The sequence below is a fragment of the Stenotrophomonas sp. Steno-C18 genome, from assembly GCF_056393195.1.
In genome coordinates, this window is the sequence record NZ_JBWJOX010000003.1 from 63,237 (window position 1) to 79,118 (window position 15,882).

The following is a 15,882-nucleotide window of genomic DNA, read 5'->3' on the forward strand; positions in this document are numbered from 1 at the left end:
AGGAGATCCGCCATGTCCCTCGGCATCGAGAAGACCGTCGCATCCGGCATCAACGCTATCGACACGCTCATTTCCTACCGTCAGTGGAGCCTGGACGCGAGCCGCACCATTACCTGGACCATCACCCAGGCCGATGCGGTCTTCTCCAGCGACCCCTACGGCATCCGCGGCGAGCTGCCCTACTTCCGCGCGATTGATCGCGCCGCCGACATCGCGGTCATCAACCAGGCGATGTCGATCTACAGCAGCATCCTGGACATCAACTTCCAGTATGTGGATGAACGTACCGAGGGAGAGGCGGTGGTCCGTTTCAATGCCCATGCTGCCCCCTTTGGTGAGTATGCAGGGGGCGGCTGGGCCTACGGCCCCTACAGCCACTCGTGGGGTGGTGATGTCTGGACCTCCTGGCATACCGGCTACAACATGGAATTCACCCTGCACGAAATGGGCCATGTCCTCGGGCTGGACCACCCTGGGCATATCACTGGCCTCCCAGTCGCAGGCTTCACTACGCTGCAGCCCGTCATGTCCTACAGCGGCGGCCGGCCCACTGTGATGCTGGATGCCGCCGGGAACTACATCGGACGAGCCAGCACCGATAACCTTGGCATCTACGACATCGCCGCATTGCAGTATCTGTACGGCGCCAACATGACGCACAACAATACCGACACGGTCTATGCCTTCACCCCCGATGCCGGTTTCTACACCACACTATGGGACGGCGGCGGCACCGACACGCTGGACCTGTCAGCGTTCTCGCTGGGCGCGCAGATCAACCTTGCCGAAGGCAGCTACAGCTCCATCACCTACGCCACGCCCGCCGGCGTCAGCTCGCCCCTGCTCTACACCGGTAAGGACTGCATCGGTATCGCCTATGGCACCGTCATCGAAAATGCGATCGGCACGCGCGGTGACGACCTGATCCACGGCAACGCCGCCAACAACGCGCTGCATGGCGGTGACGGCAATGATGCCCTGTATGGCCATGACGGAGATGACCTGTTGGCTGGCGGCGCCGGCAACGACATCCTGGATGGCGGCACCGGCGCGGACCGCATGGTCGGCGGTTCCGGCAATGACGTCTACTACGTGGACAACATCAATGATGTCGTCATCGAAGAGGTGAACGGCGGCATCGACACGCTCTACACGACCGCTGACAATGGCAATGCGCGCGCATACGCCAATGTCGAGAATTTCCATCTGGTCGATACCGGCATTACTCGCGCTTTCGTCGGCAACGTGCTGGACAACAGCATCGTTGGCACATCGGCCAAGGACTACCTGATGGGCCATGACGGCGATGACACCCTCATCGGCGGCAAGGGCAATGACGTGCTGTACGGAGGACGCGGCAGCGACACCTTCATCTTCAATCGTGGCGACGGCAGGGATACCCTCATGCCCGGTGAGTTCGATCCCGACGATGTGGATACGCTCCGCTTCGGAAAGGATGTCTCCGCCAATCAGCTCTGGTTCGAACGCGCCCGTGGGACCGACAATCTGACCATCCGGATCATCGGCACCAACGACTCGGTGAAGGTTTCCAGCTACTTCACCCAGAAAGACGCCATCCTTGACCGGGTGCAGGATTCCGTCGGACGTGTACTCGACATCGCCGGCATCGACCGGCTGGTGCAGGCCATGGCCGCGTTCTCGCCCCCTCCCCTGGGCCAGACCACGCTCCCGGCGAACCAGCAGCAGGCGTTGGCACCGGTGCTGGCTGCCGCCTGGGCCTGACCATCGCATCGACGACGATCACTGTTCAACCGTAGTCCAGACACTTCCCATGGCCGGGCATTGCCCGGCCGCTTTATCCATGGAAGGCAGCATCACATGCGCGACAGCCGTCGTGTCACGGACCCTGCGTCCGTCGCACCACCGTGCAGCCGCGCAACTCCATGATGCGTCTGACAGGAAGGCAATGTGACCCCGCCGCACCCCGCTCCACCGTCCGACAGTGGCCTGGCCTGCCTGGTGACGCTGGCGAGGTTTCACCAGATCCCCGCAAACGCCGAGCAGCTGCGCCACGACTTCGGCGAAGGAGATACGCCGCTGGACATGCCTGCCTTGCTGCAGGCTGCCCGCGCCCTGGGAATGCGCACCCGGCGACTCACGGTACCCGTCGAACGATTGCCGCGCATGCCGCTTCCGGCGATCGGCATGGATGCCCGGCATGGATGCTTCATCCTCGCCCGCGCCGACGAGGACAAGGTACTGATCCAGCGCCCGGGAGCCGAGCAGCCGGAGGTGATGCCACTGGCAGCCCTGCGGACGTACTGGTCTGGCACCTTGATCCTGCTGCAACCCCGGGGTGCCAACGGCCGAGTCACGCAGCGCTTCGGCCTGCGTTGGTTCCTGCCTGCCCTGCACAGGCACCGCGGTATCCTGCTCGAAGTACTTGCCGCCAGCCTGTTCCTGCAGGTCTTCGCGCTGATCACACCGCTGTTCTTCCAGGTGGTGATGGACAAGGTGCTCGCGCACCAGGGCCTGTCCACCCTCAACGTGCTGATGTTCGGCCTGCTCGCGGTGGTGGTGTTCGAAAGCGTGCTCAGCGGGCTGCGCGGCTATGTCTCGGCGCACACCGCCAGCCGCATTGATGTCACGCTGGGCTCACGCCTGTACCGGCACCTCGTCCATCTGCCGCTGGCCTACTTCCAGGCACGCCGGGTCGGTGACTCGGTGGCACGGGTGCGCGAGCTGGAGAACATCCGCAGCTTCCTCACCGGCAGCAGCATCACCCTGGTGATCGATGTGCTGTTCTGTGCGGTCTTCCTGGCGGTCATGTTGATGTACAGCCCTGTCCTGACGCTCGTCGTCATCGGATCACTGCCACTCTACCTGCTGCTGGCGCTGGCCATCACGCCGCTGCTGCGCACGCAGCTGCATGAAACCTTTGGTCGCGGCGCGGAGAACCAGGCGTTCCTGGTCGAATCCCTGACCGGCATCACCACGCTCAAGGCACTGGCCGTCGAACCCCAGGCCAGGCGCCGCTGGGACACGCAACTGGCGGCCTACGTAGGCGCCAGCTTCCGGACCCAGGTGCTCTCGACCCTGGCCAATGAATCGGCCGGCCTGATCGGCAAACTGGTGACCGTGCTGACCCTGTGGCTGGGCGCTCGGCAGGTGATTGATGGCCACCTCTCCGTCGGCCAACTGATCGCCTTCAACATGCTCGCTGGGCGCATCGCCCAGCCGGTCATGCGGCTGGCGCAACTCTGGCCGAACTTCCAGCAGACCCGTCTGTCGATGCAACGGCTGGGGGACATCCTAGACGCGCCCACCGAATCGGCGGCGACCGGGCGCAACGTGCTGCCGGCCCTGCGTGGCGGCGTTGAGTTCCATCAGGTGCATTTCCGCTACCGTCCCGATGGTCCAGCCGTATTGCACGATTTCAGCCTGCAGGTCGCCCCCGGCGAGGTGATCGGCATCGTCGGCAGCTCCGGCTCGGGCAAGAGCACCCTGGCGCGCCTGCTGCAACGCCTGCATGTCCCGGAGCAGGGGCGCATCACGGTCGATGGCATTGACCTGGCCTTGACCGAGGCCAGCTCGCTGCGCCGTCAGATGGGCGTGGTCCTCCAGGAAAACATGCTGTTCCACCGCAGCGTGCGCGACAACATCGCGCTGACCGACCCTGGTGCATCACTGGATACCGTCGTCCACGCGGCACGACTTGCCGGCGCGCATGACTTCATCCTCGACCTTCCCGAAGGCTACGACACCGTGGTCGGCGAGCAAGGTGCTTCGTTGTCCGGCGGCCAGCGCCAACGCGTGGCCATCGCCCGCGCCCTGTTGCGCAATCCCCGCATCCTGATCTTCGATGAGGCCACCAGCGCACTGGACTACGAGTCCGAACGGCTGATCCAGGCAAACATGCGCCAGATCTGCGCCGGCCGCACCGTGCTGATCATCGCCCATCGCCTGTCGACCGTGCGCAATGCCGATCGCATCATCGTCCTGGAACGCGGGCGGCTGGTCGAACACGGCAACCCTGCGCAGCTGCTGGCCAGGCCGGACAGCCGCTACGCCCAGCTGCACCGGATGCAGCAGGGATGAGCCGCGCAGCATGAAGCCGTATACCGTCCTCCGTCACCGGCTGCATGTTCTGCTGCAGCACTTCCTGGCTCGTCGCCACGCGCGCAACCAGCGGGCGGACCTGGCTTTCCTTCCTGCCGTCCAGGCCCTGCAGGAGATGCCGATCCACCCCGCCCCGCGCTGCATCCAGTGGCTGATCATGGCCTTCGCATTGAGTGCCCTGGCCTGGTCGATGCTCGCACGCCTGGACGTGGTGGCCATCGCCGAGGGCCGCATCGTCTCCAGCGACCAAAGCAAGCTCATCCAGTCACATGAAGTGGCGGTGGTGAAAGCCATTCATGCCCACGACGGCCAGACGGTGCGGGCCGGCGACGTGCTGATCGAGCTCGATGCCAGCCAGACCACGGCCGACAAGGATAGGCTCAGCAATGATCGCGATGACGCGCAGTTGGACGCCGCACGCGCACGCATCCTGCTCGAAGCCATTGACCAGCAGCACCCACCGACCGACATCACCTCGCTGCTCCCGCAGGCAAGCCCGGAACAACGCTCGGCGGCCAATGCCTGGCTGCAGAGCCAGTACCACGAACTGCGCAGCGAGCTGGCCCAGAGTGAAGCGGTGATCACCCGCCGCAGCGCGGAGATCCGCGCCGCGCAGGTATCGGCCAATGCACTGGCGCAGATGCTGCCCATGACCCAGCGCATCACCGCCGACTACGCCAAGCTTGCCGGTGAAGGCCTGGTCTCCAAGCACCACTACCTGAGCAAGCAACAGGAGCAACTGGAGCAGGAGCGCCAGCTGGCCGAGCGCCGCAGCCATATCGTCGAGCTCAGCGCCTCGCACCAGGAGGCGCTTGAACGTCACCGCGGCACGCTCTCCCGGTACCGTCGCAGCGTGCACGACCTGCTGAACCAGAACGAGCGCCGCACCACCACCTTGCAGCAGGAACTGATCAAGGCCGAACGGCGCGACATGCTGACCCGCCTGACCGCCCCCGTGGACGGCACCGTGCAGCAACTGTCCGTGCATACCGCCGGCGGCGTGGTGACCGCGGCACAACCCCTGATGGTCATCGTTCCCAGCAACCAGCCGCTGGAAGTCGAGGCGCGCCTGCATAACCGTGACGTCGGCTTCGTGCGTGCCGGCCAAGCGGTGTCGGTGAAGGTGGAGACCTTCAACTTCACCCGCTACGGCATCCTGCACGGCACCGTGCTCAACGTCTCGCGCGATGCCATCGACGACGCCCGCCAGGGACCGCTGTACAGCCTGCGCATCGCCCTGCACGAAAGCCACGTGCGGGTAGGCCAGGAGAACGTACCGCTGGCACCGGGCATGTCCATCCGGGCCGAAGTGCGTACCGACCGGCAACGGGTGATCGACTACTTCCTCAGCCCGTTCAAGCGGCACGCCAGCGAAAGCCTGCGCGAGCGCTGAACGGCATCGAAGCTACGGGGTCACCAACTCACCAGCACGCCCGTCACCGGAGGGTTCACCCCTTGCTGCGGCGCCTGCCGCGATAGATCAGGAACGGCCAGAACGCAGCCATCGCGCCACCCAGCACGCTGACAAGCAGGCGCCGCAGCAAGCTGACATCGCTGCTCCATGCCATGCCGATCAGCATCAGGCCAAACACGATCATCGGCCCACCGATGAACACCAGGGCGAACGCGCGCATGCGGCTGCTGGCGGCCGGCTCCTGCAACTTGCCGATGACGTCGGTGGTGGCGAAATGGATCTGCAGCGGATCGGTGGTCGAACGTATCTGTACGTCAGCCACGTCCTGACGCGCCTGCACCGGCTGGTTCAGATCGATTTCGCGCGCGGTGGGTCCCAACAGTTGGTCGATGTTGGTACGTCCCACCAGTTCCTTCCGTTTGTCATCCATGCGTTGTTGTCCGTGTCATCGCCCAAGCCAAGCATGACAGGCCCCTGCCGTCGCCGCACCCTGCCACTCGGTCGCCCAGGCGATCGAGGTGGCCTGGAGGCGGCTGGCAGGCCCCACGTCTGCGTATTGCATCGGCACGGCAGGCAGCACATCACCACCACGTCGCATCGCGCTTGCCATTTATCCGCCTTTGATCCTGCACCTGCTGCGGCCCCGAGCGCCATTCACTCTCCGGAAGGATTCGTGGGGCGCTTCCGCTGCCCCTGCAGGGGCAGCGGAAGCAACGACGACGCAAAGGAGGAAGGCTTGGAAGTACGCGGCCATCCCTGCGCGTGACGCTGCAGGGCTGCAGATACGCAAAGGCCGGGTTTCCCCGGCCTTTGCTCCACCTCAGCTACAGCGTCGCTCAGTTCGCGACCTGCGCCTTGGCGGCGGCCACCACCGCGTCGACGGTGATGCCGAAGTGCTGGTACAGCTTGTCCGCCGGGGCCGAGGCACCGAAGCTATCCAGGCCAACCACCGCACCGTCCAGGCCCACGTACTGGCGCCAGAAACCGGTGACACCGGCTTCCACCGCCACGCGTGCGCGCACCGCGTTCGGCAGCACCGATTCACGGTAGGCCGCGTCCTGGCGGTCGAACACGTTGGTCGAAGGCATCGACACCACGCGGGCCTTGAGGCCGGCCGCTTCCAGCTCGGCCTTGGCGGCCATGGCCAGGCCCACTTCCGAACCGGTGCCGATCAGGATCACGTCCGGGGTACCGGCAGCATCGGCGAGCACGTAGCCACCCCGCTCGATCTGCTGGACCTGCTCGGCACTGCGCTGCTGCGGGGCCAGGTTCTGGCGGCTGAAGATCAGGCAGCTCGGGCCGTCCTTGCGCACGATGGCCGCCTTCCAGCTGACAGCGGACTCAGCGGCGTCGCACGGGCGCCACACATCGTTGTTGGGGATGTAACGCAGCGAGGACACGTGCTCGACCGGCTGGTGGGTCGGGCCATCTTCGCCCAGGCCGATGGAGTCGTGGGTGAACACGTGGATGACGTGCGCCGGGATCAGCGCGCTCATGCGCAGCGCATTGCGGGCGTAGTCGCTGAACACCAGGAAGGTGGCGTCGAACGGCAGGAAACCGCCGTGCAGGGCCAGACCGTTGGCGATGGCGCTCATGCCGAACTCACGCACGCCGTAGTGCACGTAGTTCGCCTGCGGGTCTTCGCCGACCACGGTCTGCGCGCCCTTCCACAGGGTCAGGTTGGAACCGGCTAGGTCGGCCGAGCCACCGATGATTTCCGGCAGCAGCGGCGCGAAGGCCTGGATCGCATTCTGCGAGGCCTTGCGCGAGGCGATGTTCGGCGCTTCAGCCTGCACCTGGGCGATGTAGGCATCGGCCTTGGCGATGAAGTCGTCCGGCAGCTCGCCGTGCGAACGGCGGGTCAGCTCTTCGGCCTGTTCCGGGAACTGTGCGGCGTACTTGTCGAACAGCTGTTCCCACTCGGCCTGGCGCAGCGTGCCGGTGCCACCTGCACGCCAGCCGGCGTAGATGGCTTCCGGGATTTCGAACGGGCCATACGGCCAGTCCAGTGCCTTGCGGGTGGCTTCCAGTTCGTCCTTGCCCAGCGGTGCGCCGTGGCTGGATTCCTGGCCGGCCTTGTTCGGCGAGCCGAAGCCAATGGTGGTCTTGCAGCAGATCAGGGTCGGCTTGTCGAACTGCGACAGCGCCGCATCGATACCGGCCTTGATGCTTTCCGGATCGTGGCCGTCCACGTCGCGCACCACGTTCCAGCCGTAGGCCTCGAAACGTTCCGGGGTGTTGTCGGTGAACCAGCCTTCCACTTCACCGTCGATGGAGATGTTGTTGTCGTCCCAGAAGCAGACCAGCTTGCCCAGGCCCCAGGTGCCGGCCAGCGACGCGGCTTCGTGCGAGATGCCTTCCATCAGGCAGCCATCGCCCATGAACACCCAGGTGCGGTGGTCGACGACTTCGAATTCCGGGCGGTTGTAGCGCTGCGCCAGCAGCTTCTCGGCCAGCGCGAAGCCCACGGCATTGGCGAAACCCTGGCCCAGCGGGCCGGTGGTGGTTTCCACGCCCGGGGTTTCATGACGCTCCGGGTGGCCGGCGGTCTTGCTGCCCAGCTGGCGGAAGGCCTTGAGCTGCTCGATCGGCAAGTCGTAGCCGCTCAGGTGCAGCAGCGCGTACTGCAGCATCGAGCCGTGGCCGTTGGACAGCACGAAGCGGTCACGGTTGAACCACTTCGGGTTGTTCGGGTTGTGGCGGAGATAGTCGTTCCAAAGCACTTCGGCGATATCGGCCATGCCCATCGGCATGCCGGGGTGACCGGACTTGGCGGCTTCGACTGCATCGGCGGCGAGGAAACGAATGGCATTCGCCAACTGGCGGCGGGTGGGCTGCGTCATGGTTCGTCGGAATCGGGAGGCTCCCGCGGAACTGCGGGCGGCCTATTGTCCCACAAGCCACCGCCCGGATCAGGCCGCATTCCCTGCCTTCACGCATCGCAAAGCACCTGCCCATGGCAAGACGGCCACCCTGTTCAGGATGGCCGTCGCCTGGATACCGTGGGTGCCCGCTCAGCCTTGCGGCGGCGGCGCCGGCTCGGTCCCGTCCTGGCTCTCGCCACGCGCCACCAGGGTGGTCAGGGCCAGGTCGCCGGTCACGTTGAGCGCGGTGCGGCACATGTCCAGGAAGTGGTTCACGCCCAGGATCAGGCCGATGCCGACCGGGTTGACGCCGACCATGGCACAGATCAGTGCCACCACCGGCAGCGAACCGGACGGCACACCGGCAGTGCCGATGCCGCCCAGGATGCAGACCACCATCACCATGAACTGCTGGCCGATGCTCAGGTCCACGCCGAAGAACTGCGCCAGGAAGATCACCGTCACGCCCTCGAACAGCGCCGTACCGTTCTGGTTGGCGGTGGCACCGACGGTCAGCACGAAGCGCGAGACCTTGTGCGGCAGGCCCATCTGGTCGGCCACGCGCATCGCGGTCGGCAGGGTTGCATTGGACGAGGCCGTGGAGAACGCCATCAGCGTCGCTTCCTGGGTTTCACGGAAGAACGCCATCGGTGAACGGCCGGCCAGCTTCACCGCAACGCCATAGCTGATGAACATGTGCACGGCCAACGCCAGCACCACCACGCCCACATAGGCCCCGAGCTTGACCAGCAGGCCGAAGCCGAAGATGGCCGCCAGGTTGAACATGAAGCAGGCCACCGCGTACGGGGCCAGGCGGATGACCAGGTTGATCAGGGTCATCGAGATTTCGAACAGGCCCTCGATCGCCTTGCGCAGCGTTGCCACCTTCTCCGCCGGCGACAGCACCATGCCCACGCCCAGCATCAGCGCGAAGAACATCAGCGACAGGATCTTGCCGTTGTCGGAGGCGGCCTCCAGCACGTTGTTCGGCACGATCGACAGCAGCATTTCCATGCCCTTGGGCTGGGAGCCGACACCGGCCACGATCTCCTTGCTGCGCTCGGCGTTCTCGGCCAGCAGCTGCGCGGCGACGCTCGGATCGACACCGGCGCCAGGCTTGAGCAGGTTGACCAGCACCAGGCCGATCAGCACTGCCAGGCCCGACAGCACGATGGTGTAAGCCAGCGACTTCCAGCCGATGCGGCCGAGCGAGCGGATGTCGCCCATCTCGGACACGCCCATCACCAGCGCCGAGAAGATCAGCGGCACGATCAGCATGAAAATCAGGCTCAGGAACAGGCCCGACACCGGCGTGGTGAGGTACGAGGTCACCCAATGCACCCATTCCGCACCCGGCGATACCAGGTGCACGATCAGGCCCAACAACAGGCCAACACCGAAGCCAATCCCGATCTTCCAGTGGAACGGCAGCTTGCCGGCAGTTGCTGGGTTGGTCATACGCGGATTCCCCTTGGTCAGTGAAGCAGCTTAGCAGACGCCTCCACGGCGCCTTTTCAGCTTTGTCCCGGATAGAGAGGGTCCAGGAGCGGTTTTTCCGCCACTTTGCCGGCATCGCGCCAACGCGGTCCCGCACGGAAGGCCTCGCGCAGCTGTGCCCGGGCCTGGCTGACATCGCCCTGGCCTGCCCAGCGCGCCCGTTGCATCCGCTCCAGCGCCTGACGTTGCCCGGCGTCGCCAAGGCGGGCCAGCACCGCATCCAGGTCCCGCACACCGGCCATCGCCGCGAGGATCTGCACCACTTCGTCCAGGCCACCGGCATCCAACGCACGCCGCAGGTCGGCCTGGCTGTAGGCGGGCGCGGCAGTGCTGGTCGTTCCGGACACGCCCGGGCGCCGCTCCCGCGCCGGTGCGTCGCGACGGCGCGACAGCCCCCAGATCAGCGTCACCAGCCACAGCAGCGCGAAACCCGCCGCCAGCGCCGGCCACAACCAGTCACGCTGACCGGCCGCCGCCAGTGCCAGGTCCGTGCCCTTCAGCGCCGGCGAACCGACCGCCACCTGCGCCACCGGCGGGGGCTGCACGCCACCGCTGCCCTGCTCGACCTGCAACTGCAGGTCCGGCAACGCGGTCACCTGCGCCTGGCCGGCCCGCACGTCCCACCACCCCAGCCTGATGCCCGGCACCGTCAACGGGCCGGTCTGCTGTGGCACCACCGAGTAACGGCGGGTCAACTTCAACTGCGGGCTGCCGCCGACGAAGCTCTCGTCGTACTGCGGCGGCTCGGCGAACACCTGCGCGGCATCGCCCAGCGATGGCACCGGCAGGTCCGGGAACTGCGCCTTGGTCACGCCGGTAGCAGTGGCCTCGACCACGATGTTGGCCGCTTCACCGGTACGAGCGCTGTTGGGTGCCGTGGTGTAACGCAGCTGCAGGCTCTTCAGCGGCAACCACGGTTGCGATGCATTGGCCGGGACCGCCCGGACCTGCAGGGTCTGGTCCGGGGCACGTGCGCTGAGCTGGCCACTGTCGCGGCCGAGGAAATCATCGAAGAACCCGCCCACGCCCTGCCCGCTGAAGCGCGCGCCGGGCACCTGCAACGCCCCGCTGCGCTCGGGCACCAGCATGAAGCGGCGTTCGACCACGTTGTAGCGACGTCCGCCGATATCGCGGGTGGAGGTGGCATCCTCGCCCACGCGTTGCAACGAGGCACCGGCCGGGGTGTCGAGTACCAGCTCGCCGGACGCCAGCTGCGTGGCGAAGTACAGCCGCACCACCACGCCCACGGTCTGCTGCACGTAGGGCTGGGTGTCGTCCACGGTGGTCTCGACGAAGGCCAGCGCGTTGCTGTCACGGGTGGCCAGCGGTGCCTGCGCGACCACCAGCCGCAATGGCGCGGTCTGCGCATTGCCCACCCGCAGCGCCGGGATCTGCAGCTCGCCATTGCGGCGTGGCGACAACGCGACCGAGAACAACGCACTGCTGCTGACCGTTCCGTTGCTCATCTGCATCTGGCGGTTGGTGTTCTGCCGGCTCAGGTCGAACTCGGCCCGCAACGGGCCGTAGTCCGGCTGTCCGGACTGGTCGGTCTCGATGTTGAGGATGACCGTTTCCCCCAGGCTGATGCTTTCGCGGTCCAGCCAGGCGCGGGTCTGTGCCTGTGCCATGCCCATGCACGTGAGCAGCAGCCACAGTGCCATCCAACCCCTGCAGCAGAGCCGCCCGATCTTCGTCTTCATCGCTGTTCCCGCATCCGTCGCTCGTACTCGAGCTGGAATTTCGCCTTCAACAGATTGCCCGGCTCATCCGGCACGCGCTGCATCCAGGCGTCCAGCGCCTGCTGGCGCTCGCGCTGCTCCGGCGTCATCGCCGCGCGCGCCGCCGCGGCGGCACGCTCACCTTCACGCGCAGCGTCGGCCTGCTGGCGCATCGCCTGGGCCATGCGCTCGCGCTGCGCCGCATCGGCCTGCTGCTGCGCGCCGCCGTTCTCCGCATCCAGCGGCTGCTGCGGTTGCGCCTGACCGCTGCCGCCCTGGTCCCGCCGCTGCTGGCCGTCCCTTCCCTGCTGTCCCTGCCGGGAGCCATCCTGCGGCTGTTGTTGATCGGACGGTGATTGCCGCCCCTGCCCTTGCTGTTGTGAGCGAGGGTCATTGCCATTCTGCCGCGGCTGCTGCCCGGGGTTGTCCTGCTGCTGTTGCCCGGATTGCTGCTGCCCCGACTGTTGTTGTCCTGACTGCTGTTGTCCGGATTGCTGCTGCCCTTGCCGGTCCTGTTGATTCGGCTTGCCCTGCTGGCCTTGTTGACCCTGCTGGCCACGCCGTTTGCGCGCTGCATCCACCGCCTGGCGGTTGGCCACCGCATCCGGCATCCCCGGATGCAACTGCAGGGCGCGGTCATAGGCCTTGATTGCATCGTCGTACTTGCCCTGTCGGGCCAACGCATTGCCCAGGTTGTACCACCCCTGGTCGGTATCGATGCCTTCGAAGCGCTTCTGCGCCGTACCGAAATCACCTGCGCGATAGGCATCCACGCCATCGTTCAAGCGCTGGTGCTGGCGCTGGTCGGCACGCTGCCACAGGGTGCCCGGCTCGACGGCCGCGCGTACCGGCGTGGCCGCATGCGCCGGCTGCAACGTCGGCAGCAGCAGGCACAGCACGACCGCCGCAGCTCCCTGTCGCGGACGCCGGAATGCCAATGCCCCCAGCACCAGCAGCGGCAGCAACAACCAGTAGCCTTCGTCCTGCCAGGAGGTTCCCTGCGGCACCTGCCCGCGTTCGGCCTTGCCCACCTGCGGTTCCAACACATCCAACGCCTGCAGGTCCGCATCCGTGGGCGCGATGCGCCGGTAGCTGCCGCCACCGGCGGCGGCCAACGCATGCAGCGAGGTCTCTTCCAGGTGCGCGTGTTCGATCTCGCCGCGCACGTCACGGTAGGACGCGCCCTGCAGGCTGCCCAGGCCCAGTACCGACACCCGATACCCCGCCGCCCGCAGCGGTGCTGCCGCGGCCAGCGCAGCGCCGTCGGCATGATCGGTGAGCACCAGCACGTCGCCCTGGTGGGCCCCGGACTGCTTCAGCAACGTGCCGGCCCAGGCCAATGCCTTGTCCAGCTTCTGTCCATCCACCGGCATCACTTCCGGCGTCAATGCGTCCAGGAACAGGGCGACATTGGCAGCGTCATCGGTCAACGGCGCCACCGTGAACGGCTCCCATGCATAGGCCACCAGCGCCACCTCGCCTCCCTTGCGCTCACGCAGCAGGGTGGCCAGCTTGGCCCGCGCCTGCAACAGGCGCGAGGGCGGCAGGTCGGGCGTGCGGATGCTGCTGGACAGGTCCAGCAGGATCACCAGCGGTGTCTTCGATTCCCACAGCGGCTGTTCCACCTGGCGCCAGCTCGGGCCTGCCAGTGCCAGCACTGCCAGCAACAGCCCAAGCAGCAATGCCAGCGTTCCCCAGCCGCCACCCCGCGCCTTGCCGCCGGTAGTCACATGCGGCAACAGGTGTGGATCCACGGCGTCATGCCAACGCGCGTGGCGACGGCGGCGGTACCATCGCGCCAGCATCGCCAGTGGCAGCAACAACAGGGCCCACAACCAATCCGGGCGGACGAAGTGCAGTGCGTCGAGCAGGTTCATGCGCGCAGCCCCCGCCAGGCCAGGCCCAACACGCCCAGCACCAGCGCACAGGCCAACGGCCACGGATAACGTTCGATGCGCGGGCGCACCGCGGGGCCCACGCTCTTGATCGGCTCCAACCGGTCCAGTTCGGCATAGATGCCAGCCAGTTCATCGGTATCGCGTGCGCGGAAGAAACGGCCGCCGGTTTCGCTCGCCACCTGGGTCAAGGTGGCTTCATCGACCTGGTCGTCGCCGCCGGCCAGTTGCACGCCGAACAACGACATCCCGCCGGTACCACCAAACGCCACCGTGTAGACGCGGACCCCTTCGGCCTTGGCCAGCTCGGCAGCCTTCAACGGCTCGAGCACGCCGGCGGTGTTGACGCCATCGGTCAGCACGATCAATACCCGCTGTCCTTCGGGCTGTTCGCGCAGGCGCTTGACCGCCAGCCCGATCGCATCGCCCAGCGCCGTCTCACGACCGGCCAGGCCGACCACGCTGTCGCGCAGCTGCTCGCGCACGGTGGCACGATCGGCCGTCAGCGGCGTCAACGCATAGGCCTGCTGGCCGAACACCACCAGGCCGATCCGGTCACCTTCGCGGCGGTCCAGGAAGTCGGCCAGCACCGCCTTCGCGGCGGTTAGACGATCAACCACGCGCCCACCCAGTTGCATGTCCGCTTCGCTCATGCTGCCGGACAGGTCCACCGCCAACATCATCTGCCGCCCCTCGCGCGGCGGCTCGACCGGCTCACCCAACTGCTGCGGACGCGCGGCAGCCGCACACAGGCACAGCCATGCCAGCCACAACAGCACGCCGGCAAACCACGCTCCGGCACTGGACGAGGACGCCTGCAACTGCAACCGGGCAGGGTCATACGGCACCCGCAACGCAGGAGCCTGGCTGTCGCGCAGCGGCCACCAGCGCATCAGCACCGGCAAGGGCAGCATTAGCCAAAGCCAGGGCCAGGCGAACGGCGGCAACCATCCGGCGACCAGATCGAGCCACTGCTGCATCAACGTTTCCCTTCCATCAGTTCCAGGAAACGCGCGCGGGCAAGGGCACGTACCTGCTCCACGCCCTGCACGTCCACCTGCGGGCGGTATGCCCCCTCCAGCAGGAGGCGGCCCTCGCCGTCACTGAACTCCCGCCCCTGACGGCCATCCAGGAACCTCAGCCAGGCTTCGCCCTGCAACTGTGCGGCACGGGCATCCGCGCGGCGCGCGGCCCGGCGCAACAGGTCCGATATCGCCGCCAGGCGTACCGGCCCCTCCAGCGCGGCGGCGACCTGTCCGTCGAACAGGGCCAGCCAGCGCCGGCGGCGGCGACGGCGCAGCCACAACAGTCCGGCCACGACCACGGTCACGACCAGAACCGCACCAATGACCATCCACCAGCCCGGTGGAAGTGGCCACCAGGACGGCGCGGCGGGAAGATGCACGTCCCGCAACGGCAGTTTCGCGGCCATCAGTACGCCCCCTGTGCGCTGGCACCCAGCCATGCGTCGCTGGCCTGGTCCGACGCCAGCGGTGTCACCCGCACGCGTCGCCCCGGCAACTGCCGCAGCAATGTCTCCATCGGCCCGACCAACGCCTCATGCCACGACTGGCGCACGCCTTCGGCAGCCAGGTCGAAACGCATCCGTCCCGCCGGCGTCGCGACCGGCAACAGGCAATGGGGCGGATCGGTTTCGAGTCGGTCCACCAACAGGATCAACTGGACCTCCACGTGCATCGACAGCGCCGACCATACCGCTGCCGGGACCGCCAGGGCGCTTGCCGGGTCAGCCAGGACGACGGCCCGTGCCCCCGGGTGCAGGACGCGCGCGGCGCGCTCCAACGCCAATTGCAGCCCCGCGTCGTCGGCGGGCGGCTCGGCGTACCAGCGCACCAGCGCATCCAGCACGCGCAACACACCGCGCGTACCACCGGCGGGCGGAACCAGGGGTTGCTGCCGGGCACCACGCAACGCTGCAAGCCGGTCACCGTCGCGCATGGCCGACCACGCCGCGACCGCGCCGGCACGCGCCGCCTGCACCGACTTGAAGCGCACGCGGGTACCGAAATACAAGGCCGCCGACGTATCGGCGATCACCAACGTCACCCGTTCGCGCTCGGTCTGGAACGTCTTGGTATGGGTGGCATCGGTGCGCGCGGTCAGCTTCCAGTCGATATGACGGGCATCGTCTCCGGCCACGTACTCGCGCGACTCGGCGTATTCCATGCCACGCCCACGCATGCTCGATGCCGCGCGGCCGCTGACCGCATAGCGACCGCGCCGCGCCTGCCGCCCCTGCACGCCGGCCTGGCGCAGGGCGATCAGCTCCGGCAGCGTCGGGCGCAGGCCGGCGCCAATCGCCGGCTCCCGTGTGGATTCCCTCGCCGGAGCGCTCATCGTCCGCCCCCGCTCAGGATGCCCGGACCATGGGCGCATCGATCCTGTCCATCACC

11 protein-coding genes are annotated in these 15,882 nt (G+C 67.0%); 3 read left to right on the forward strand and 8 right to left on the reverse strand.

All coding sequences use genetic code 11. The annotated features are described in order from the left end of the window. The first annotated feature begins 12 nt into the window (after nt 1-12). The 3 genes from AC06FE_RS07605 (at nt 13) to AC06FE_RS07615 (ending at nt 5,473) form a co-directional block, all read left to right on the forward strand. Nucleotides 13-1,743 (forward strand): M10 family metallopeptidase C-terminal domain-containing protein, encoded by a 1,731-nt coding sequence (locus AC06FE_RS07605; protein WP_478072706.1) that lies wholly within the window; start codon nt 13-15, stop codon nt 1,741-1,743. 186 nt (nt 1,744-1,929) lie between these two features. Beyond that, the gene (locus AC06FE_RS07610; protein WP_478072707.1) at nt 1,930-4,059 is read left to right on the forward strand and encodes a type I secretion system permease/ATPase; all 2,130 of its coding nucleotides are present in this window, start codon (nt 1,930-1,932) and stop codon (nt 4,057-4,059) included. Between the two features lie 10 nt (nt 4,060-4,069). Continuing rightward, a complete protein-coding gene (locus AC06FE_RS07615) occupies nt 4,070-5,473 on the forward strand; it encodes an HlyD family type I secretion periplasmic adaptor subunit (protein ID WP_478072709.1) in 1,404 nt (467 codons plus the stop codon). A 55-nt stretch (nt 5,474-5,528) separates the two neighbouring features. Here AC06FE_RS07615 and AC06FE_RS07620 read toward each other — a convergent pair whose 3' ends face one another. The 8 genes from AC06FE_RS07620 to AC06FE_RS07655 form a co-directional block, all read right to left on the reverse strand. Continuing rightward, nucleotides 5,529-5,924: a hypothetical protein gene (locus AC06FE_RS07620; RefSeq protein ID WP_478072710.1), complete on the reverse strand. Its 396-nt coding sequence runs from the start codon at nt 5,922-5,924 to the stop codon at nt 5,529-5,531. A gap of 406 nt (nt 5,925-6,330) precedes the next feature. Next, entirely contained in the window at nt 6,331-8,337 is a 2,007-nt protein-coding gene (tkt, locus tag AC06FE_RS07625; protein WP_478072711.1) for a transketolase, read from the reverse strand. Nucleotides 8,338-8,508: 171 nt separating this feature from the next. Continuing rightward, complete coding sequence (locus AC06FE_RS07630; protein WP_478072712.1) at nt 8,509-9,816, reverse strand: dicarboxylate/amino acid:cation symporter; 1,308 nt, start codon at nt 9,814-9,816, stop codon at nt 8,509-8,511. A 56-nt stretch (nt 9,817-9,872) separates the two neighbouring features. Then, nucleotides 9,873-11,516 (reverse strand): BatD family protein, encoded by a 1,644-nt coding sequence (locus AC06FE_RS07635; RefSeq protein ID WP_478072713.1) that lies wholly within the window; start codon nt 11,514-11,516, stop codon nt 9,873-9,875. A gap of 35 nt (nt 11,517-11,551) precedes the next feature. Further along, nucleotides 11,552-13,450 (reverse strand): VWA domain-containing protein, encoded by a 1,899-nt coding sequence (locus AC06FE_RS07640; protein ID WP_478072714.1) that lies wholly within the window; start codon nt 13,448-13,450, stop codon nt 11,552-11,554. Next, complete coding sequence (locus AC06FE_RS07645; RefSeq protein WP_478072715.1) at nt 13,447-14,448, reverse strand: vWA domain-containing protein; 1,002 nt, start codon at nt 14,446-14,448, stop codon at nt 13,447-13,449. The genes AC06FE_RS07640 and AC06FE_RS07645 overlap by 4 nt, the downstream gene beginning before the upstream one ends. Beyond that, nucleotides 14,448-14,903 carry a DUF4381 domain-containing protein gene (locus AC06FE_RS07650; RefSeq protein ID WP_478072883.1) on the reverse strand — a complete coding sequence of 152 codons (456 nt, stop codon included), beginning with the start codon at nt 14,901-14,903 and terminating at the stop codon, nt 14,448-14,450. Before AC06FE_RS07650 ends, AC06FE_RS07645 begins: the two co-directional genes overlap by 1 nt. Beyond that, nucleotides 14,900-15,826, reverse strand: a complete 927-nt coding sequence (locus AC06FE_RS07655; protein ID WP_478072716.1) for a DUF58 domain-containing protein — start codon at nt 15,824-15,826, stop codon at nt 14,900-14,902. The genes AC06FE_RS07650 and AC06FE_RS07655 overlap by 4 nt, the downstream gene beginning before the upstream one ends. Between the last annotated feature and the right edge of the window lie 56 nt (nt 15,827-15,882).

Coding starts and splice junctions, on each gene's coding strand:
- AC06FE_RS07635 (WP_478072713.1), bottom strand. CDS start 11,516: ATGGCACTGTGGCTGCTGCTCACGTGCATGGGCATGGCACAGGCACAG.
- AC06FE_RS07640 (WP_478072714.1), bottom strand. CDS start 13,450: ATGAACCTGCTCGACGCACTGCACTTCGTCCGCCCGGATTGGTTGTGG.
- AC06FE_RS07645 (WP_478072715.1), bottom strand. CDS start 14,448: ATGCAGCAGTGGCTCGATCTGGTCGCCGGATGGTTGCCGCCGTTCGCC.
- AC06FE_RS07620 (WP_478072710.1), bottom strand. CDS start 5,924: ATGGATGACAAACGGAAGGAACTGGTGGGACGTACCAACATCGACCAA.
- AC06FE_RS07655 (WP_478072716.1), bottom strand. CDS start 15,826: ATGAGCGCTCCGGCGAGGGAATCCACACGGGAGCCGGCGATTGGCGCC.
- AC06FE_RS07605 (WP_478072706.1), top strand. CDS start 13: ATGTCCCTCGGCATCGAGAAGACCGTCGCATCCGGCATCAACGCTATC.
- AC06FE_RS07615 (WP_478072709.1), top strand. CDS start 4,070: ATGAAGCCGTATACCGTCCTCCGTCACCGGCTGCATGTTCTGCTGCAG.
- tkt (WP_478072711.1), bottom strand. CDS start 8,337: ATGACGCAGCCCACCCGCCGCCAGTTGGCGAATGCCATTCGTTTCCTC.
- AC06FE_RS07630 (WP_478072712.1), bottom strand. CDS start 9,816: ATGACCAACCCAGCAACTGCCGGCAAGCTGCCGTTCCACTGGAAGATC.